Consider the following 19,781-nt stretch of genomic DNA (forward strand, 5'->3'; position numbering starts at 1 on the left):
TTTCTTGACCTCAAACAATCTATTGATATAGAATTTTTAATGTGCGAAACGGCCGAGCCCTTCTCCTTCCTCCGCGCGCGATCCCCGCTCGCCTCCCGTTCCGCCGCCGAACGGGCCACGGCCGATCCCCCGCCGCCAGGAGGAGGAACGGGACCGCCATGATCGAGACCACCCCCCGCCCCGCCACGCCCTCGGATGCCGCAGAGAGGCTCCGCCTGCTCTACCGGAGCGCCCGGCGCATGGGCACCCCCGACGAACTCGACGTCCTCTTCGGCTACCTGGTGGAAGACATCGTGGAGGCCACGGGCCTCGAACGGCTGGTGGCCCTCTCCTTCGACGAGGAGCGGCGGCTCCTCGAGACGCGGGTCTTCTACGGCTTCGACGGCATTCGGAGCGAGACCGTCTTCCCCCTCGACCGGGTGGACGCCCTGCTCCGCAAGGCCTATGTGGACCGAGAGCCCATGAACGTCCTGCCGCCCACCGAACCGCCGGAGGACGACGAAAGCACCGTCCGTTACACCCTCTACCGGGAAGACTTCGAGGGCCGCCGCCACCAGCGCCGCCGGCACATCAACCTCTGCCTCGCCCGGGCGCTGTCCCCCGACCAGGTGCCCGCCGCCCCGCCGCGGGCCGGGGTCCTTCGCCAGTGCTCCCTGCTCACGGTCTCCCCGGCCGAGGTCACCGCGGACCGGCTCCTGGGCCGGAGCCCGAACTACCTCGTCCTGCCCATCTGCGACGAGACCGCCTTCCACGGATTCGTGCTCGGCGACAAGGCCCGGACGGGCGCCACGGTCACCTACGAGGAGGCCCGGCTCGCCGCGGCCATCGCCGACCACTCCGCGGCGGCCATCGGGCGGGCCCGGAAGCAGAACGCCCTGCTGGAGAAGATCGCGCGGCAGAACGCCGATCTCCAGCGGGCCCACGAGCACCTCACCCTGAAGCTCGAGGAAATCGGGCGGCTCAAGAGTTTCTACGAGAGCATCGTCCAGAACCTCCGGAGCGGCCTCGTCACGGTGAACCAGTTCATGCGGATCACCCACCTCAACAAGGCCGCGGAGGAGATCCTCGGCTACCGGCGGCAGGAGCTGATGGGCCGGCCCCTGGAGACCCTCTTCGCCTCGGAGATCCAGGGCGGCTGTCTCTTCACGGAGGCGGTGGACGACATGGAGGAGCACTGCGGGTTCCTCTCCGAGTACGAGATGCGCACCCGGGACGGCCGGGTGATCCCGGTGGAGGCCTGCCTCTCCACCATCACCGACCAGGCCGGGGAGGTCTCCGGCATGACCTGCATCTTCCGGGACATCACCGAGCGCCGCCTCGAGGAACAGCGCCTGGCCCGGATCGACCGGCTGGCCTCCCTGGGGGAACTCGCCGCGGGGATCGCCCACGAGATCCGAAACCCCCTGGCCGGGCTGGCCGGCGCCCTCCAGGTCATCGCCAAGGACCTGCGCAAGGACGGGGGGCCGCCGGAGGAGGTCCTGGACGAGATCTTCCGCCAAATCGGCCGCCTGGACGGCTTCGTGACCAACCTCCTGGTCTTCGCCCGGCCCTTTCAGCCGCGCTTTTCCAGCGTCAACGTGGACGAGGTCATCGAGAGCGCCCTCTTCCTGGTCTCGAAGAAGGTCCGTGACAAGGACATCCGGGTGGAACTCGACTTCGGGGCCGGGCAGCCGCCCGTCCAGGGAGACCCGAGCCTCCTCCAGCAGGTGTTTCTGAACCTCGTCCTGAACGCCGTCGATGCCATGGCGCCGGGGGGGACCCTGTCCATCCACACCTGCTGGCCCGAAAAGGCCGCCGCCTGCCGGCGCCCGGCCTGCATCAGCCCGGCGGGCCGGGACGCCGCCGGCACCGTCCGGGTGGTCTTCCGCGACACCGGCCACGGCATCCCGGCGGAGGCCCTGGACGCCGTATTCAATCCCTTCTACACCACCAAGAGCGGGGGAACGGGGCTGGGACTGGCCATATCCCACCGTTTCATCGAGCAGCACGACGGCACCATCCGCGTGGACAGCACCCCGGGGGAGGGGACCGTGTTCACCATCTGCCTGCCGACGAGGGGGGAGGAGGCACAGCATGATCGGAAACAGGGTACTTGTGGTCGACGATGAGAAGCTGGTCCAGTGGTCCCTGGCCCGCACGCTGACCGAGGCGGGCTACCTCTGCGAAACGGCCGCCACCGGTGCCGAGGCCCGGAAGGCCTTCCGGGCCTTCGGGCCGGACCTGGTCCTCCTGGACGTCCGCCTGCCGGACGCCGACGGGATGGACCTCCTCAAGGACTTCAAGGCGGTGGACCAGGACCTCCTGGTGCTCATGATCACCGCCTACGCCGACGCCGACTCGGCGGTGAAGGCTCTCAAGCTCGGGGCCGACGACTACATCGGCAAACCCTTCGACCTCGACAAGATCCGCCACATGGTGAAACAGGCCTTCGACAAGCGGGTCCTCAAGCGGCGCGTCCAGGACTGCCGCGAAGAGCTTCCGCGCCGCTACGAGTACGACAACCTCATCGGCAATTCCCCGGGCATGATCGAGGTCTTCAAGATGATCAAGCTCTGCGCGGACACCGACACCAAGACCGTGCTCATCCTCGGCGAGAGCGGCACCGGGAAGGAGCTGGTGGCCCGAGCCGTCCACTACCACAGCGCCCGGGCCAAGGCCCCCTTCATCGAGGTCAACTGCGCGGCCATCCCGGAGCACCTCCTGGAGAACGAGCTCTTCGGCCACGAGAAGGGCGCCTTCACCGACGCCGGGGCCCGGCACCGGGGCATCTTCGAGGCCGCCGAGGGGGGGACCGTCTTCCTGGACGAGATCGGGGACATGCCGCTGCCCATGCAGGCCAAGGTCCTCCGCTTCCTCGACACCAAGCGCTACCGCCGCCTCGGGAGCGAGAAGGACCGCGAGGCCAACGTCCGGATCATCGCCGCCACCAACCAGGACCTTCCCGCCCTGGCCAACGAGGGCCGGTTCCGCGCGGACCTCTTCTTCCGCCTCAACGTCATGACCATCACCCTGCCGCCCCTCCGGGAGCGGAAGGAGGACATCCCGGCCCTGGTGAACTACTTCCTCCAGTGCCTCAACAGCGAATACGGCCGGTCCGTGGAGGGCGTGGCCCCGGAGACCATGCAGTTCCTGCTCCAGTACCCCTGGCCCGGAAACGTCCGGGAGCTCAAGAACGCCCTGGAGCGCGCCATGATGATGGAGACCGGCAACCTCCTCAGGCCCACTTCCCTGAACTACGAGATCCGGAGCGCCGAGCCGAGTTACAACAACGGGCAGGGCGGCCCCCGGTCCGGTTCTCCGCCGGAACGGCCCGCGGACCCGCCGGCGCCGGCGGCGCCCCGGTTCCGCCTTCCCCCGGAGGGCGTCAACCTGGAGGAGGTGGAACGGAGCCTCATCGAGCAGGCCCTGGAGGCGGCCGGCGGCAACCAGACCCGGGCGGCGAAGCTCCTCGGTCTCACCCGCGACACCCTCCGGTACCGGATGAAGAAGTTCCACCTCTTCACCCGGGCCCGCACCCGGCGGGGTCGCCCCCCCAAGGACGCCCCAGCGGCCGGAGAGCCGAAGCCCGCCGCCAACGGATCGTAACATGCCGCGCCCGCCGCTTCGGGCGGCCGCGGCGTTCGCGGCCGCCTTCCTCTGCGCGCTTCCGGGCCCCGGCCCGGCCGCGGCCGCCTGCGTCACCGGCGACTGCCACGCCGGCCTCACCCGGCATCGGGTCCTCCACCCCCCCGCGGCCGAGGGGGAATGCACCGCCTGCCACGAGCCCACCGGAGCGCCGCACCCGGGCACGGGCCCGCCGGGCTTCCGGACCGCCGGAGAAGGGGGCGCCGCCCTCTGCGCCCGGTGCCACGAGAAAAGGGGGACGGGGAAGAACGTCCACGACCCGGTGGCCGCCGGCGACTGCACCGCCTGCCACGACCCCCACGGGGCCGAGACGGAGGGCCTGGTCAGGGCGGGCCCGGGCGGAGCCCCTGTCTGCCTCGACTGCCACGAGGCCGAGGCCTTCACCCGTGCGGCCGTCCACGGCCCGGTGGCCGCCGGCGACTGCACCGCCTGCCACGACCCCCACGAGTCCCCGGAACCGGCCCTCCTGCGCCGGAAGGGCCCGGCCCTCTGCTTCGGATGCCACTCGGACTTCGCCGCGGCCCTCGCCCGGGCCCCGGTGCGCCACACGGCCCTCGACCGGCGCGGCTGCACCGCCTGCCACGACCCTCACTCCGCCGCCCAGGGGCACCTCCTCCGGCGCCCCATGCCCGGCCTCTGCTTCGAGTGCCATCCGGCCATGGAGCGCACCTACCGCTCGGCCGCGGTGAAACACAAACCCCTCTACCGGGAGGAGAGCTGCGGCACCTGCCACGGGGCCCACTATGCCGACGCGCCGGGGCTTCTCCCGGAGAAGGAACTGGAGCTCTGCCTCGGCTGCCACGGAAAGGACGACGAGACCCGCTCGCATCCCCTCCGGAACATCCGGAAGGAGATCAAGGGAAAGCGGCACCTCCACGGCCCCCTGGCCGAGGGGCGCTGCTCGCCCTGCCACGAACCCCACGGGTCCGACAACTTCCGGCTCCTCACCGGCCCGTACCCGGCCGCCTTCTACGCCCCCTACGCCGACGGCACCTACGGCTTCTGCCTCCGGTGCCACGAGCGGAACCTCCTCCGCTTCGCCGAAACCACCCTCTATACCCGGTTCCGGGACGGAAAGCGGAACCTCCACGTCCGCCACACGGCCTCGGGGCGAAAGGGCCGGACCTGCCGGGCCTGCCACGCCCCCCACGCAGCCGACGCCCCGCATCTTCTCGCCGACGAGGGCGCCCCCTTCGGCGGCTGGCGGATCCCCCTCCGCTTCACGCCGCTGCCCGACGGCGGGCGCTGCGCCCCCGGCTGCCACCGGCCGCTGTCCTATTCCCGCTCGGGGAAGGGCGCCGCCGGAACCGGCCGGGGGAACACCCCGTAAAAGGCCGTCCGGCCGGAAAGCTCCGAGCGGCCCTCCTCCCCGTGCCGGGACACAAGGCACGGTTCGGTACCGCCCCGGGACGAACACACCCGAAACGCCGCCGTCAAGGGGGAGATCCCCCAATAGCCCGCCGGGGCCCGAACCCGGCGCCGCGTGGCGCGGCGGCCCGTCCCCGCCCGCCGGGATGCGGCAGCCCTCCCGGTCAGGCCAAATCACCACACGACCACCCTTTTGGGCCATATGCCGCAGAGAACCCCGAGCCGGGTGCCGGGGGGCCGAGGGCCGGGACATACAACGCAAATCCTTAACATATTTTTATTTCTAGATTTTTCTGCCTCCTCCCGGGCACCCGCACCGCGACGCCGGAGGGCCTTTCGTGGCACGGCGGTTGCTCTATTCCGGTGGCAGGCCGGCACCCTCCTGGGGGGGAGGAACCCGGCCGGGAACGTGGGAGAGGGCCGACCCCACATTCCAACCGGCCGTCCATCGGGGACGCGCCGGAACACCCAAAGAGGAGGAGATCATGCGACGGAACACACTGCACCGGATGGGACTTGCCGGGATGGCCACAGCGGCCGCGGCCTTCGCCCTTTCGCTCCTCGGCGGCGCCCCCGCCTTCGGCGGGGCCGCTCCCGGGACAGGCATCGTGGGCTCGAAGCACGACATGCTGCTCTACACGGCGGCCAACGGCGGCGTGGTGGATCCCCACGGCCGGGTCTGCGCCTATTGTCACACCCCGCACCATGCGGTGGACGATCCCAACGCCGACTACATGCCGCTCTGGAGCCGGCAGGTCACCCAGGAGCCCGTCTTCATCGAGTATTCCAGCCCGACCCTGGACGCCGTCATCACCGACCCGGTGGCCGGCCCCTCCCGGCTCTGCATGAGCTGTCATGACGGTGCCGTGGCCATCGACGCCTACTACGGGAGCAACGGCACCGCCACCCTCACCGAGGGCGACGCCTTCGGCGAGATCGGCATCGGCCTCAACGGCGACCTCTCCAACGACCACCCCATCGGGTTCGACTACCCCAGCGTGGCCCTGGCCGATCCCGAGATCAAGGACGCCTCCTCGGTGTTCATCGAGAACGCCGTGGGGACCACCATCGCCGACGTCCTCTGGGATGACGGCTCCGGCAACCAGCTCATGACCTGCGCCACGTGCCACGACGTCCACAACGGGCCGAGCACCGCCACCTCCGGGACGGATCCCGGCGGGTGGTTCCTCTACGCCCCGCAGAACAACGCCAAGATCTGCCTCTCCTGCCATGACAAGTAACGGCGGAGCCGGCAGCTGACGGCGCCTGCGACGACACACGAACCGGGGCCGCCGATCGCAGTGTCGGCGGCCCTTTTTTTCCGGCCGGCGCGAGGCCGGCCCCACCCAGGAGGACAGGAAGAGATGAAGCCGACGAATCCCGCCCGACGCCATCGGTTCCTCGCCGCCGCGGCCCTGGCCGTCCTCCTGCTCCCCGGCTGCGCCGGGAAACGGGGAGGTCCCGCCGAGGCCGTCTTCTTCCCGCCGGCCCCGAACCCGCCGAGGATCCAGTTCCTCCTCGGGGTCGGCGACTCGCGGGACGTGGAAGGCCGGCCCAGCGGCTTCTCCCTCTTCGTGATGGGCGACGAGGAGGCGCGGCGCGTCAAGCCCATCGTGAAGCCCTACGGCGTCACGGCGAAGAACGGGAAGGTCTACCTCGTGGACGCCTCCGCCGCCCGGGTGGCCGTCATCGACTTCCCCGGGCGGACCTTCCGCTTCCTCAAGGGCAACGCCGGCATGGGGGCCATGAAGAAGCCCATCAACGTGGCCGTGGACGACAAGGGAACGGCCTACGTCACCGACGTGGCCCGGCGGGAGATCCTGGTCTACGACCCGGAGGGCAACTACGTGAAGGCCGTGGGAAGGCCCCTCGGCATGAAGCCCATCGACGTGGCCGTCTCGGGCAGCGAGCTCTACGTGGTGGACTTCGGCCACAGCGCCGTCCGCATCCTGGACCGCTGGACCGGGCGCGAGCTGGGCGCCGTGGGCCAGGGGGAGGGGCTCGGGGAACGGCTCTCCCTCCCCACCCACCTCGACCTCGACGCCCGGGGCTTCATCTACTGCACCAACATCGGCACGGGGCGGGTCATGAAGTTCGACCGCGACAACCACCTCCTCCAGGCCTTCGGCCGCCTCGGCGACGGCTTCGGCCAGTTCGCCCGGCCCAAGGGAATCGCCGTGGACCACGAGGGGCGGATCTACGTGGTGGACGCGGGGCACCAGAACGTCCAGGTCTTCGACCCGGAAGGCCGGCTCCTCATGTTCTTCGGCGACCCGGGCCTCCCGGTGGGCTCCATGAACCTCCCGGCGGGGATCGCCGTCTCCCGGGACAACCTCGACTACTTCCAGACCCTGGCCGACCCCTCGTTCAAGCTCGAGACCGTGATCTACGTCACCAACCAGTTCGGCCCCCACAAGCTGGCCGTCTACGGCCTGGGCCGGAAGGAGGGGGTGGATTACGAGGCGGCCCCGGCGGCAGGGGACGGCAACGCCACCGGGCCGTGAGACCCCGTGGTGGCCCAGTCGGAATCGGGGGGCTCGCCATGCTCCTCCTCGGCGTCCTCGGCATCGGCATGCTGGCTGCCGCCTGCGACCCGGTCACCCGACACGAGGTCCTCTCCACGGTCTTCGACGGGGTCCCGGAGCTGCCGCCGGCCGAGGAGATGTGCGAGGCCTACGCCCGCCGCAAGGTGGCCGAGGCCCTGGCCCCGCCGAAGTCCGAGGCCGGGGAGGCCGCGAAACCGGCCGAGCGGCGCTCGAGCCACCGGCCCTACGCGGAAAAACGCTGCACCGACTGCCACGACTTCAGCACCCGGGTGGGGCTCCTCCATCCCCGCACCGAGCTCTGCTTCACCTGCCACAAGGGCTTCGTCCGGGGCCCCTTCGTCCACGGTCCCGTGGCCGTGGGCGACTGCCTCGCCTGCCATCTCCCCCACACGTCTCCGAACCCGGCCCTCCTCCGCGAGGACCGGACCGCCATCTGCCAGAGGTGCCACCGGGAGGAACGGCTGGCGGCGGCCCTGCACCGGAAGGTGGTGGAACACGGCATGAACTGCGTGGACTGCCACGATCCGCACTACGGAGATGCCCGGTATTTCCTGAGATGATCCCGGGAGGCACCCTTGGGACGTCTCGGCGCGATAACCCTGGTGATCCTCGCCATGACCGTACAAACGGCCGCCGCGCAACAAAGGGCCCTCTTCCGGCTCCACCACTTCAACAACTGGCTGGACGTGACCTACGACTTCGACTACGGCCGCACCCGGACCAGGGGCGCCCCCGCCCTGGAATCCACCCAGCACCGGGTGGAGGAGACCCTCCACCTCGGGGCGGACTACGCCGTCTACCACCCCCGCTTCCTCAAGGGCTCCCTCTCGGCGGACCTCGGCCTCAAGCAGGACGTCTACCGCGAACCGGGCCGAAGCGGCTCCGACTCGGGGGAACTCGTGGAATACCGGGTGGACGGGGTCTTCCTGGAACGCCACCCCTACCCCGTGGACTTCTTCGCGGGCTCCGCCGCGAGCCGGGTCATCCGACGCTTCGCCAAGAGCTACGACCAGACCGTGGATGCCCGGGGGGCGGGGCTCACCCTCCGCTCCACCACCTTCCCCGCCCGTCTCCTCTACCGCTACCGGTCCACGGAGACCGAGGGGCTCGGCCTCGACCGCCTGGAGACCAGCGAGACGGCCGCCTTCACCGGCACCCACCGGGCCGGGGACCTCAGCCGGACCACCCTCTTCCTTTCCCATACCTCGGGGGGGACCACCTTCACGGGCGCCGCCGCGCCGATCACCGTCTCCAGGAACACGGCCGCCGCCGCCAACAACCTCTCCTGGACCTCGGGGGAACGGGGCCGGAACCTGGACACCAGCTTCTCCTACGCCGAGGATACGGGAAGCAGCCCGACCCGGGCCGCCGACTGGGGGGAGAACATCGCCTGGGACCTCGGCCGGGCCCTCAAGTGGTCCCTCCGCTACGAGGGAAACCGGTACGAGACGGAGACCTTCGAGCGCCGGGAACACCGGGGCCAGACCTGGCTGGAGCACCGACTCTTCCAGAGCCTCACCACCCGGATCGGGGCCGGCGGCGCCAGGACCACGTACCTCTCCGGCCGGGAGACCCACCGCTCGGCCTTCCTCAACGTCTCCTACCGAAAGCGCCTCCCCGCGGCAAGCCGCCTGAGCCTCTTCTTCTCCCTGAATCGGGACGTCACCGACCGCGACGTGAAGGCCCGATTCCTGGAGGTGCGGGACGAGCGCCTCACCGTGGATCCCCTGGGAAACCTCCTGGAGAAGACGGACATCGATCCCGCCACCGTCCAGGTCTGGAACGAGACCCGGACGGTGCGCTACAGCCCCGGGGTGGACTACGACCTCCACCCCGTGGGACGGCGCCTGGAGCTCCTCCCCCACCCCGGGGGAGGCGTCTCCGTGGGCGACGTCCTCTCGGTGGACTACACCTACACCGTGAACCCTTCCATCCGGTACCGGACCGTCACCCATGGCCTCGGGGCCACGCTCCAGCTCTTCCGGAATCGCTACCGGGTCTTCGTGAACTACACCGGCAGCGACCAGGACCTCCTCGGGGGTTCGGACGAGGCCATCCGCCTGGACAACACCGCCGCCTTCGTGGCCGGCATGGAGGCCGCTTACCGGTTCCATACCCTCGGCCTCGAGTACGACCGCACCGACTCGCGCATCGAGCGCACGGACTCCACCAGCGCCTACTGGCGCTACGCCCGTTACCTCGGGGGACACTACGTGGGCTGGGCCGTCCGCGACACCTGGCGCCGCTTCGAGGACGCCGACCCGGGTGCCCGCAGCACCAGCGGCCACGACAACAGCCTGGGCGCCAGCGCCTTCTACCGGCGCCAGGCGGGACGGCGGAGCTTCTTCTCGGCGGAGGCCGAGTTCCTGGACTACCGGGGCCGGGGCCGCGACCGCGACACCCTGAACCTCCGGCTCACCTACCAGGTGCACCTGCGGCGGACGGAGCTGTCGCTCTTCGGCGAGACCACGTGGGAAGACTACGAGGACACCCGGCAGACCACGGCCCGGCTGGGGCTTCGGATCCGGAGGACCTTCTGATGCGGCTCGATGCGGCCACGGGAGGCAGGCGGTGACCGGGCGGGACCGGGCGGTCTTCGCCCTGCGGCTCGCCGCCCTGGCCCTGGCCGGGGTGGCCGGCACCGCCGTGGGCCTCTACCTCGCCCTGGACCGGGGGCTCGGCGGGGACTACGCCACGGCCTTCTCGGTGCTGGACGAGGTCACCCGCAGCCTCCGGCGGCTGCTGGCCGCCTCGGCGGCCGTCCAGGCGGGCCTCCTCGGGGCGGTGTTCCTGCCGGCGGCGATTTGGTGGACGCACCGCGTGGCCGGGCCGCTCCACCGGTTCCGCGCCCTTCTCCGGGCCCTCGGGCCGGCGGGGTCCGAGTCCCGGCGGCTGGGGCCCTTCCGGGGAAACGACCGCTACCGGGAGATCCCCCGCCTCTGGAACGCCGGCCTCATCCGGTGGGAGTGGTTCCTCCGGTCCGCGGCCGGGGAGATACGGGCCATCGGGGAAGCCCTCCCGGGCACCGGTGTGAACGCCGCGGCGCTCGCGGAGGTCCGGGAGCGCCTCGACCGCCTGGTGAAGGAGATGGAACGCCATGCCGGCCGCTAGGCGGTGCGCCGTCCTGCCGCTGGCGGCCCTGGCGGTGCTGGCGGCCTGGACCCTGCGCTGCCGCCTCGAGACCCGGCAAAACCCGCACGAGGGAAGCATGGACTGCCGCACCTGCCACATCACCCGCCCGGAACCCGGCGGCCCGAACCTCTTCGCCAGGGACATCGAGGCCCTCTGCCGCGGCTGCCACCCCGACGTCCGCCTCGGGCGGACCCATCCCGTGGCCGTGGCCCCCACCTTTGCGCTGCCGGCGGACCTCCCCCTGGACTGGAAGGGCGAGATGACCTGCACCACCTGCCACTTCATGCACCTCGACACCCGGCGGCCGGCGGGCGGAACGGCCGGCGGCCTCCTGCGGCGCGCCACGCGGGGGCGCCGCTTCTGCCTGGAATGCCACGGGCGGGCCGGGGGGCTTCCGGGGCGCCGGGGCCACAGCCTGGCCGCCGGCAAGGCCCACGAAGCCCGCGGCTTCCGGGTGACCGCCCCGGGTTCACCCTTGGACCGGGCCTCCGCCGCCTGCCTCACCTGCCACGACGGATCCATCTCGCCCGATACCGGCAACGTCCGGATCGGCAGCGGGATCTGGCGGCACGGGCCGCCTCCGGGGCGGTCCGTCAGCCACCCGGTGGGGGTCGACTACCGGCCCGGCCGCCGGCGCGCCGCCGCCCTCCGGCCGAGGGCGGCACTCCCGGCCTACATCCGCCTGCCGGGCGGAAGGGTGGAATGCCTCACCTGCCACGATCTCTATTCCCGGAACGACCACCTGCTCGTGGTCTCCAACGAAAGGAGCCGGCTGTGTCTCACCTGCCACGAGAAGTGACCGCCGCGCCGCCGCCCGCCGGCCGCCGCCGGACCCGCCTTGTGGACCGGCGCCTCCAGCTCTCCCTCGGCCTCGCCCTGGCCGCCGCCTGCGCGGCCGTGGCCGCCGTCACGGCCACGGCCGGATACCGGGTGCTGAAGGAGGCCCTGGAGGCGTGCCTCTACTGCCCCCACATCAAGGCGGACCGGTGCGGGGAGATCCTGGGGCCGGCCTTCTTCCGGGTGAACCTCGCCGCGGCGGCGGCCACGGCCGCGGCGGCGGCCGGGACGGCCGTCTGGCACGCCCGCCGCCTGGCCCGGTCCATGGAGCGCTTCCTGCCCCACCTGCGCGCCTGGAGCCGGTCGGGCCGCCCGGTGCCGGTCCCGGCGCGACCCGGCGACCCCCTCCTCCCGCTCCTGGACGACTACAATGGGGCCATGGGGCGCCTGCGGGCCCGGGCCGTCCGGGCCCGGCGGGCCCTCCTGGAGGCGCGCCGATACCTCGCCGCGGCGGAGGCCGCCCGGAACGACCCGGCCGGCGCCGCCCACGCCGCCCGCCGGCGGCTCGCCGCCGCCGCGGCCGCCCTGGAAGGAGACCTGCCGTCATGATGCGACGATTCCGCCGATGGGCCCGGCCCCTCTTGATCGCCGCCGTCCTGGCCGCCTGCGGCCCCATGCAGCGGACCGAGGCGCCGCCCGGTGCCGCGGAACTCCTCTGGCCGGCACCCCCCGCCGCCCCCCGGATCCGATGGGTGGGGGAGATCCGGGACCCCCGGGACGCCGGCGTCCGTCCCGGCCTCTGGGACCGGGTGAAGAACTTCCTGCTGGGGGGGGAGAAGGGTCGGATCGCCCGGCCCTACGGGGTCCTCCACGACGAGGCGGACCGGCTCTTCGTGGTGGACGTGGCGGGACGGGCCGTCCACTGCATGGACCGCGGCCGGGGCCTGGCCGTCACCGTCCCCCGGCGCCGCGAGGACAACCCCCTCGCCAGCCCCATCGGCATCGCGGAAGACGCCTCCGGGCGGGTCTTCGTGACCGACTCCGAGACGGGCCGCATCTACGTCTTCACCCCGGGCGAATGGGTGCTCCGGCCCTTCACCCCCTTCCGCCTGGGACGTCCCACCGGCATCGCCTGCGGCACGGACCGGGGCCTGATCTACGTGGCCGACACCACCGCCCACGAGGTGGTGGCCCTCGGCCCGGACGGGCGGCCCCGGTTCCGGTTCGGGGGGCGCGGCACGGGCCCCGGGCGGTTCAACTTCCCCACGGACCTCTGGGTGGACCGGGAGGGGCTTATCTACGTGACCGACGCCCTGAACGCCCGTATCCAGGTCTTCGACCCCGAGGGCCGGTTCCTCCGCCAGATCGGCCGGCCCGGGAAAAGCCCCGGCTGCTTCGCCAAGCCAAAGGGCGTGGCCGTGGACGGCGAGGGCCACGTTTACGTGGCCGACGCCCTCTTCGACGCGATCCAGGTCTTCGACCGGGAAGGCCGGCTCCTCCTGGTCTTCGGCGAGAGCGGCCACCGGCCCGGTGAGTTCTGGATGCCCTCGGGGCTCTTCATCGACGCCGAGGACCGCATCTACGTGGCCGACACCTACAACCGGCGGATCCAGGTCTTCCAGTACCTGGACCGTGACGCCAACGGGTACGAGTGATATGGGCCCCATGAAACCGGCACCACCGCTCCGCGTGGTCCTCCTCGCCCTCGGGGCGCTTCTCGCGGCCGCCGGCCCGGCCCCGGGCGGCGACGTGGTCCACAGCCCCCACAACCTCTCCGCCAGCGGCGGCGGCGGCCTCCACGACCTCAAGGCCCCGGAGGAGAAACGGGTCTGCATCTTCTGCCACACCCCGCACCACGCCACCCACGTCACCCCGCTCTGGAGCCGCGAGCTCTCCACCCGGGTCTACGACCTCTACCGGTCCTCCACGCTCAAGGCCGCCCCGGGCCAGCCCACGGGGGCCTCCCGGCTGTGCCTGAGCTGCCACGACGGCACCATCGCCCTGGGCCAGCTGAACGGCAGCTACACCATCAGCACCCTGGGGCCCATCCCGCCCGGCCCCACCAACCTGGACGACCCCGAGCACTCCCTCCGGGACGACCACCCCATCTCCTTCGCCTACACGCCGGACCTCGCCCTGGGAAACGAGCTGGCGGACCCCTCGCTCCTGCCCGCCCGGGGCATCAAGCTGGAAGGCGGCCGCCTCGAGTGCACCGCCTGCCACGACCCCCACGACAACCGGTACGGCAGATTCCTGGTGATGGATGACACCGACTCCCGCCTCTGCATCCAGTGCCACGAGAAGACCGGATGGGACCAGTCCCTCCATCCCCATCCCCAGGACGCCCTGGCGGCGCCGGTCTTCTGCGAGGCCTGCCACGCGCCCCACAACGCCGACCAGCCCGTCCGCCTCCTCCGGGGCGTGACGGAACAGGCCACGTGCCTGGCCCGGTGCCACAACGGGAGCGGCAACGGCACCGACGTCTCCGGCCTCTTCGGCGCCGCGGTGGCCTCGTCCCATCCCCTCGACTACGCCGAGGGGATCCACGACGCGGCGGAAGACCCCCTCGCCGCGCCGAAGCACGTGGAATGCGCCGACTGCCACAACGGCCACAGAGTCAAGGACCAGGCCGCCGTCCCGCCGGCGGTGGAGGGCGCCCTGGTGGGCGTCTCGGGCGTGGACATCACCGGGTCGGTGGTGGCGGAGGCGAGCCGGGAGTACGAGGTCTGCTTCCGCTGCCACGCCGACAACTCCTTCGTCTCGTCCACCGCGGTGCCCCGGGCCCTCCAGGAGGTGAACGAGCGGCTCCGGTTCGACCCCGCCAACCCCTCCTACCACCCGGTGGCCGCCATGGGGCGGGGAACCAACGTGCCGAGCCTCCGGCCGGAGTACACCACCTCCAGCCTCATCTACTGCACCGACTGCCACAACAGCGACCAGAGCGCCAAGGCCGGAGGCGCGGGGCCCGACGGGCCCCACGGCTCCAACTTCCGGCATATCCTCATCGCCCGTTACGAGGCCGACACCTACCCCCTCCCCTACAGCGAGGGCGACTACGCCCTCTGCTTCCGGTGCCACGACCCGGCCGTGCTCCTCGGCCCGGGATCGGCCTTCCCCAAGCACGGGCTGCACGTGGTGAGCCGGGGCGTCCCCTGCTCGGTCTGCCACGACCCCCACGGCGTCCCGGTGGCCGACGGCGCGACCCCCAGGGCCAACGCCCACCTCGTGAACTTCGACACCCGGTTCGTGCCCTTCGGCACCTACGACGCCCAGGCCCGGAGCTGCACCGTGAGCTGCCATGGCACCAAGTCCTACTGAACGGACGTCCGCCGGGAGGCCGGAGAAGATGCGAGGCGGAGGGGGCCCGGGCCGCCGCCGTGACGCACAGCCAGAGGCATCGCCGCGACGCCAATCGCGGCGCCATGAGAAGGAGGTCGTTCCATGAACCGGTTCCTCTCCCTTACCGTCTTCCTGGCCTTGTCCATGGCCGCGCCCGCCACGGGCGCCGCCCCGGCGGCCGCCCCCCCCGGGAAACCGGCCGCCGGAACCGCCCGTCCCAGGCCCTGGGAACCCCGGGAACGCGTGAAGATCCGGGACAAGAGCGGCTACTGCATCGAGTGCCACCGGGAGAAGACGCCGGGCCTCTTCCGGTCCTGGGTGGAGGGCCCCCACGCCCGGATCGGCGTCGGCTGCAACGACTGCCACGGGGCCTCCCCCTCGGACAAGGACGCCTTCCTCCACCAGCAGCGCTTCTACATCACCACGGCGGTCACCCCCTTCGACTGCGCCCGCTGCCACCCGGACGCCATCCGCGACTTCTACAACAGCGGCCATGCCGAGGCCCGGATCCGCCTCGAGAAGATGGGGCCGGACGACCCCCGGTACCCGCTCGTGGCCCCTTACCGGGACGGCGGCTTCGCCGAATGCGCCGGATGCCACGGGGCCAGGGTCCGCCTCGACGAGGACCGGCGACCCGGCCTCGGCACCTGGCCCAACGCCGGGATCGGCCGCCTCAACCCGGACGGGAGCCGCGGCAACTGCGCCGCCTGCCACCCGGCGCACCGCTTCGCCGCAGAGGACGCGCGGCGGCCCGAGGCCTGCCTCGGCTGCCACGACGGGCCCGACTACCCCGAGGGGGCCATCTACCTCCACTCCCCCCACGGCCGGGTGGCCGGCATGGGCCGGGCCCGGGACGACCTCTCCCGCCCCGGCTTCTTCTGCGACACCACCCGGTACGAGGGGCCCACCTGCGGCCTCTGCCACTTCAACGGGGCGGGCCGCGACCTCGTCACCCGACACAACCCGGCATGGCGGCTCACCAGGGACCTCCTCCACCCGGAGGCGCCCGAGAAGGGCCGGCCCGAGGACCTCCGGGGAAACATGGATCGCGTCTGCCAGCAGTGCCACGCGGCCTCCGTGGTGAAACGCTTCTTCGCCTCGGCCGACGAGAAGCTCGCCCGCTACCAGTCGGAGACCGTCCGCCCCAGGCTCGCCGGGTTCCGGAAACGGCTGAAGCATGCCCGCGGGAAGAAGCGACGGCGCCTGCTGGAGGAATACGGCGCCTTCCTCCGGGAGGCGAAGGCCTTCCGCCTCAACCTCTACATGGGGGTCCACGGCAGGTCCGGGCGCTAGCACCGGCCCGCCGGGCCCGGGGCGGTTCGTTCGGCGGGCCGGAACGACGGCCCGCGGGAAAGCCCCCTTCCCCGCGCCGTCCGCGCACCCCCAGGACCTGGGGTATTTCCCCTATTCTGCCCGGATAGTTGGGGGATTGCCCCAGAAGCGGCCGGCCCGGCCGGAACCGGCTAAACCTATTTCTTTACGTTAAAACAGTAAGTTGAGTGAATCCGCCCCACCCGCGTCCGCCGGGCACAGCGGGTGCAATGCGCCAAGGTGGGTTCGGCTGTCCCACGCCATGACGCCGGGCCGGGCCGCCCCGTCCCCCCTTCCAATGCGTGGAGGCCCGGCCGGTGCAGAGGAGGACGCCGTGCCGGCCCGTTCGGTGCGGCGCCCCGGAGGTGGCAGCCCTTGTTTCTCCGGAGAACGGGCCTTCGGAGAAACCCGGCACCCCAACCGGAGGAGAGGAGGCAACCATGAGGAGGAAGAGAGGAAGGCAGTGCCTCGTCCCGGCCGGGATGGCGCTCGCCCTGGGCCTGGCGTTCTCCATGCCGCCGCCCGGCGCCGCCATGGCCGCCGTCCCCGAGCACGCGCACATCGTACTCCGGGACCACCTCGGAAACCCCATCAGCCCGTCCGCCGCCACCGACAACGCCTTCAGCGTGAAGGGGACCTGCGGCTGCTGCCACGACGGCACCAACGGGCTCCTCTCGTACGACGAGTTGGAGCGCCACTCCTACCACGCCCAGCTCGCCGCCAACGAGATCCGCGGCTGGAACGCCTGGAACCCGGACTCCCCGGACAAGTTCCGGAGCGGTCCCGCCGCCAAGGGGAAGAACTGGGTCCAGAGCCCCGGCCACGTGGGGAAGTGGTGACCGCCGTCGGCGCGCCAGATGGCGAGGCTGTTCCTGGACGGAGCAGGATCTTCCTACAACGCGACCACGGCCACCTACCTCGACAACCCCTTCACCACCATGACGCCGTACGACTACGGGAGCCTCCTGGAGTTCCAGCGCCGGGTGGACAACTCCATCCCCGGCCAGATGCGGGACTGCGGTGAATGCCACGCCGGCGGCGGGGCCATGGAGTACGTGCCGGCGCCCACGCCCGGCGCCCGGGTGCCGCTCCGTGACATCGCCACGGCCGACGTCAACGGGGCCGGCCCCATCACCGCGGCCAACGTGACGGCCTTCAACTACTACGTGGACATCTACGACGACGACGGGGACGGCAACCGGTCCGAGGTCCTCTACAACGACTTCACCCAGACCGGGGTCCTCGAGTTCGACTGCCTCCTCTGCCACCTGGAGGGTTACGACTGGGAGGCCCGGAAGGAGGCCGTCCGCCACGGCAACTTCGATGCCTCGCGCACCGTGGGGGCCGGGCTGGGGATCCTGGCCGGCACCAACGGCCGGAGCGTGGTCTACGATCCCTCCCTGGTGGAGGACAACGGGACCGTGCTCAAGCTGGGTCTCTCCGTGGCGGCCAGGATCATGCCCACGCCGCCCACGGCCAACTGCGCCTCGTGCCACTTCGACGCCCACCAGGTGGACTGGAAGAAGCGCGGCGACGTCTGGGCCGGAAACGCCCTGAACGAGGTGCACCTGTCCATCGGCTGCATGGGCTGCCACAAGCGCAAGGACGAGGACTTCTCCAACGTGGGCACCGACGGGGCCCCGTCCAGCACCCTGCTCGGCCAGTGTGACCCGGCCAAGGGAGACGCCCCGTACAGCTCCCTCTGGAACAAGACCGACAACACCGTGAAGACCTGCGCGGACTGCCACCTCCGGGGCGGCGACGGCGGCCAGAGCTTCGCCGCGCCGAACCCCGCCAACGCCCACGCGGCGGCGGGGCTCACCGCCAAGGTGTGCCAGGACGGCACCGACGGAGTGGCGGACGCGAGCCACATCGACATCATCGCCTGCTCGGCCTGCCACGTCCGCAAGCTCAACCTCGGCGGGCCCTTCACCGGGGGTGCCCTGGTGGACGCCACCGGCCCGGATGCCGAGGGCCGCCTGGCCGACCACGAGAACCCCTACGTCACCCGCACCATGGAACGCAACGTTGCGGTCTCCTGGTACAAGGGGAGACTCGTGGCCTCCAACATCCTGACCACCCTCTTCTGGCGGGACAAGAACGACGTGGACTTCGACGCCAACCGCGACGGCCGAGCCGGCGGCATGGACGCCCTCCTGCCCACCCACGTCCGGACCATCGACGAGATCTACGGCGTGGGACCGGTCACGGAGGACGGCAACGTCTCCGGTGCCGAGCTCGACCAGCGAATCGCCCAGATCGACGCCGAGATCGAGGCCCTCACCGGGGTCTCCGGCGCCGCCAAGATCACGCGCCTCTCCTTCATGGCCGTGCCCTTCCGGGTGAACCACAACGTCTCGCCGGCCTGGGCCGCCTGGGGCGCCGGGGGCTGCGGCGACTGCCACGCCCCGGGGGCCGGCTTCTACAACGGCGCCTACCGCCTCAAGGGCGAGGGGCTCGAGGTGAGCTTCGGCGGCCAGGTGACGCCCTTCACCAAGGCCAACGCCTTCACCGACCCCACGGACTTCCACCCGAACCTCAAGGACAAGGCCGGGGTCCGCTCCATCCCGGTGAAGGCCGCCTTCCAGCAAGGAACCCTCCGCGACGTCGACCGGAGCGAACTCCTCTACGAGAACACCTTCAAGACCCGGAACACCGCCTGGGCGGACAGCCTCACCAGCGCGCCCATCACCTTCCCCGACGGGACCACGGCCACCACCAAGGGCTGGCTCTTCAAGGTGGAGGCCAAGGACCTCTTCACGGGTGACGTGGTGACCCGGAGCAAGATCGTCGGGACCCATGCCGCCAACGTGGACGAGCTGGTGGCGGCCCTCGGCCCGGCCTACACCGACAACCTGCCGGAGTTCACGGTGACGGCCGACAACGCCACCGGCACCATCACCATCGCGGCGAAGCCCGGCTACCGGGTCCGGCTCCACCCGCAAAGCAGCGCGGGGGCCTTCGGCATGGCGGGGGCGGTCTGGACGGACCACCCGGTCACCGCCGTGAACGGCACGGCCTTCGCGGGCCGGGCCGACTGGGTGGCCTACCTCGACCGCCAGAACGACCCGGCGGCCGTGGGGATCGGCATCGACCCCGTGGCGGTGATCGCAAGCATCAACGGCATCGTCCCAGATGCCAACGGCACCCCCATCGAGGTGGAAGTGGGCCAGCCCGTGACACTCGCGGCCGACACCACCGTGAACACCGCCGGCACCTTCACCTACAGCTGGATCTCCAGCGACGCGGCGGGGGAGGTCCTCCCCGGGGCCACGGTCTCGAAGACCTTCTCCACCGTGGGCACCTGGCTCGTCACCCTCAAGGTCACCGACGAGGAGGGAAAGCTCTCCCAGGTCTCCCAGAAGGTGAGCGCGGTGGCGCCGGCACCGGCGGCGGACATCTCCTACGTGGGCACCGCAAGCGGCGTCCAGACCATCCGCTTCGCCAACCTGCCCGCCCACACCATGCTCTACATCTTCTGGGGTGACGGGCTGAAGTCACGGGTCTACGACACCACGTCCCCCAAGGACGTGGACCACGACTTCCGCCTCTACGCCAAGTACGACAAGGGCGACCACTACGAGTTCAAGGTCACGGCCTACGTCTACGACGGCAGCACCCGGGTGGACGTCAAGCAGGCGGTGATCTCCATACCCAAGGCCGACAACCCCTAACCCCGGGCCC

The 19,781-nt window shown here is 71.4% G+C and carries 15 protein-coding genes; all 15 read left to right on the forward strand.

What is annotated here, in order from left to right:
- Positions 1–158 precede the first annotated feature (158 nt).
- The 15 genes from HCU62_RS10715 (at position 159) to HCU62_RS10785 (ending at position 19,771) form a co-directional block, all read left to right on the forward strand.
- On the forward strand, positions 159–2,108 hold the full coding sequence (locus HCU62_RS10715; protein ID WP_163297568.1) for a two-component system sensor histidine kinase NtrB: 1,950 nt from the start codon (positions 159–161) through the stop codon (positions 2,106–2,108).
- Entirely contained in the window at positions 2,074–3,585 is a 1,512-nt protein-coding gene (locus HCU62_RS10720) for a sigma-54-dependent transcriptional regulator (protein WP_163297569.1), read from the forward strand. Before HCU62_RS10715 ends, HCU62_RS10720 begins: the two co-directional genes overlap by 35 nt.
- Position 3,586: 1 nt before the next feature.
- Positions 3,587–4,954: a cytochrome c3 family protein gene (locus HCU62_RS10725; RefSeq protein ID WP_163297570.1), complete on the forward strand. Its 1,368-nt coding sequence runs from the start codon at positions 3,587–3,589 to the stop codon at positions 4,952–4,954.
- Between the two features lie 523 nt (positions 4,955–5,477).
- On the forward strand, positions 5,478–6,233 hold the full coding sequence (locus tag HCU62_RS10730) for a cytochrome c3 family protein (RefSeq protein WP_163297571.1): 756 nt from the start codon (positions 5,478–5,480) through the stop codon (positions 6,231–6,233).
- Positions 6,234–6,356: 123 nt separating this feature from the next.
- Complete coding sequence (locus tag HCU62_RS10735; protein WP_163297572.1) at positions 6,357–7,496, forward strand: NHL repeat-containing protein; 1,140 nt, start codon at positions 6,357–6,359, stop codon at positions 7,494–7,496.
- A gap of 38 nt (positions 7,497–7,534) precedes the next feature.
- Entirely contained in the window at positions 7,535–8,098 is a 564-nt protein-coding gene (locus tag HCU62_RS10740; protein WP_163297573.1) for a cytochrome c3 family protein, read from the forward strand.
- 15 nt (positions 8,099–8,113) lie between these two features.
- Complete coding sequence (locus tag HCU62_RS10745) at positions 8,114–10,078, forward strand: hypothetical protein (RefSeq protein WP_163297574.1); 1,965 nt, start codon at positions 8,114–8,116, stop codon at positions 10,076–10,078.
- A 31-nt stretch (positions 10,079–10,109) separates the two neighbouring features.
- The gene (locus HCU62_RS10750) at positions 10,110–10,649 is read left to right on the forward strand and encodes a hypothetical protein (protein WP_163297575.1); all 540 of its coding nucleotides are present in this window, start codon (positions 10,110–10,112) and stop codon (positions 10,647–10,649) included.
- Positions 10,636–11,469: a cytochrome c3 family protein gene (locus HCU62_RS10755; RefSeq protein WP_163297576.1), complete on the forward strand. Its 834-nt coding sequence runs from the start codon at positions 10,636–10,638 to the stop codon at positions 11,467–11,469. The genes HCU62_RS10750 and HCU62_RS10755 overlap by 14 nt, the downstream gene beginning before the upstream one ends.
- Positions 11,466–12,056 (forward strand): hypothetical protein, encoded by a 591-nt coding sequence (locus tag HCU62_RS10760; RefSeq protein WP_169755625.1) that lies wholly within the window; start codon positions 11,466–11,468, stop codon positions 12,054–12,056. Before HCU62_RS10755 ends, HCU62_RS10760 begins: the two co-directional genes overlap by 4 nt.
- Positions 12,053–13,102 carry a 6-bladed beta-propeller gene (locus HCU62_RS10765; RefSeq protein ID WP_163297578.1) on the forward strand — a complete coding sequence of 350 codons (1,050 nt, stop codon included), beginning with the start codon at positions 12,053–12,055 and terminating at the stop codon, positions 13,100–13,102. The genes HCU62_RS10760 and HCU62_RS10765 overlap by 4 nt, the downstream gene beginning before the upstream one ends.
- A 10-nt stretch (positions 13,103–13,112) precedes the next feature.
- Positions 13,113–14,765: a cytochrome c3 family protein gene (locus tag HCU62_RS10770; protein ID WP_163297579.1), complete on the forward strand. Its 1,653-nt coding sequence runs from the start codon at positions 13,113–13,115 to the stop codon at positions 14,763–14,765.
- Between the two features lie 123 nt (positions 14,766–14,888).
- Positions 14,889–16,079, forward strand: a complete 1,191-nt coding sequence (locus HCU62_RS10775; protein WP_163297580.1) for a multiheme c-type cytochrome — start codon at positions 14,889–14,891, stop codon at positions 16,077–16,079.
- 458 nt (positions 16,080–16,537) lie between these two features.
- On the forward strand, positions 16,538–16,936 hold the full coding sequence (locus HCU62_RS10780; protein ID WP_163297581.1) for a cytochrome C: 399 nt from the start codon (positions 16,538–16,540) through the stop codon (positions 16,934–16,936).
- Positions 16,937–16,954: 18 nt separating this feature from the next.
- Positions 16,955–19,771, forward strand: coding sequence for a PKD domain-containing protein (locus HCU62_RS10785; RefSeq protein WP_163297582.1), 2,817 nt, complete (start codon positions 16,955–16,957; stop codon positions 19,769–19,771).
- Positions 19,772–19,781 lie beyond the last annotated feature (10 nt).

The organism is Dissulfurirhabdus thermomarina (assembly GCF_012979235.1).
Lineage (GTDB): Bacteria > Desulfobacterota > Dissulfuribacteria > Dissulfuribacterales > Dissulfurirhabdaceae > Dissulfurirhabdus > Dissulfurirhabdus thermomarina.

Coding starts and splice junctions, on each gene's coding strand:
- HCU62_RS10780 (WP_163297581.1), top strand. CDS start 16,538: ATGAGGAGGAAGAGAGGAAGGCAGTGCCTCGTCCCGGCCGGGATGGCG.
- HCU62_RS10770 (WP_163297579.1), top strand. CDS start 13,113: ATGAAACCGGCACCACCGCTCCGCGTGGTCCTCCTCGCCCTCGGGGCG.
- HCU62_RS10725 (WP_163297570.1), top strand. CDS start 3,587: ATGCCGCGCCCGCCGCTTCGGGCGGCCGCGGCGTTCGCGGCCGCCTTC.
- HCU62_RS10715 (WP_163297568.1), top strand. CDS start 159: ATGATCGAGACCACCCCCCGCCCCGCCACGCCCTCGGATGCCGCAGAG.
- HCU62_RS10765 (WP_163297578.1), top strand. CDS start 12,053: ATGATGCGACGATTCCGCCGATGGGCCCGGCCCCTCTTGATCGCCGCC.
- HCU62_RS10730 (WP_163297571.1), top strand. CDS start 5,478: ATGCGACGGAACACACTGCACCGGATGGGACTTGCCGGGATGGCCACA.
- HCU62_RS10735 (WP_163297572.1), top strand. CDS start 6,357: ATGAAGCCGACGAATCCCGCCCGACGCCATCGGTTCCTCGCCGCCGCG.
- HCU62_RS10720 (WP_163297569.1), top strand. CDS start 2,074: ATGATCGGAAACAGGGTACTTGTGGTCGACGATGAGAAGCTGGTCCAG.
- HCU62_RS10785 (WP_163297582.1), top strand. CDS start 16,955: ATGGCGAGGCTGTTCCTGGACGGAGCAGGATCTTCCTACAACGCGACC.
- HCU62_RS10740 (WP_163297573.1), top strand. CDS start 7,535: ATGCTCCTCCTCGGCGTCCTCGGCATCGGCATGCTGGCTGCCGCCTGC.
- HCU62_RS10755 (WP_163297576.1), top strand. CDS start 10,636: ATGCCGGCCGCTAGGCGGTGCGCCGTCCTGCCGCTGGCGGCCCTGGCG.
- HCU62_RS10775 (WP_163297580.1), top strand. CDS start 14,889: ATGAACCGGTTCCTCTCCCTTACCGTCTTCCTGGCCTTGTCCATGGCC.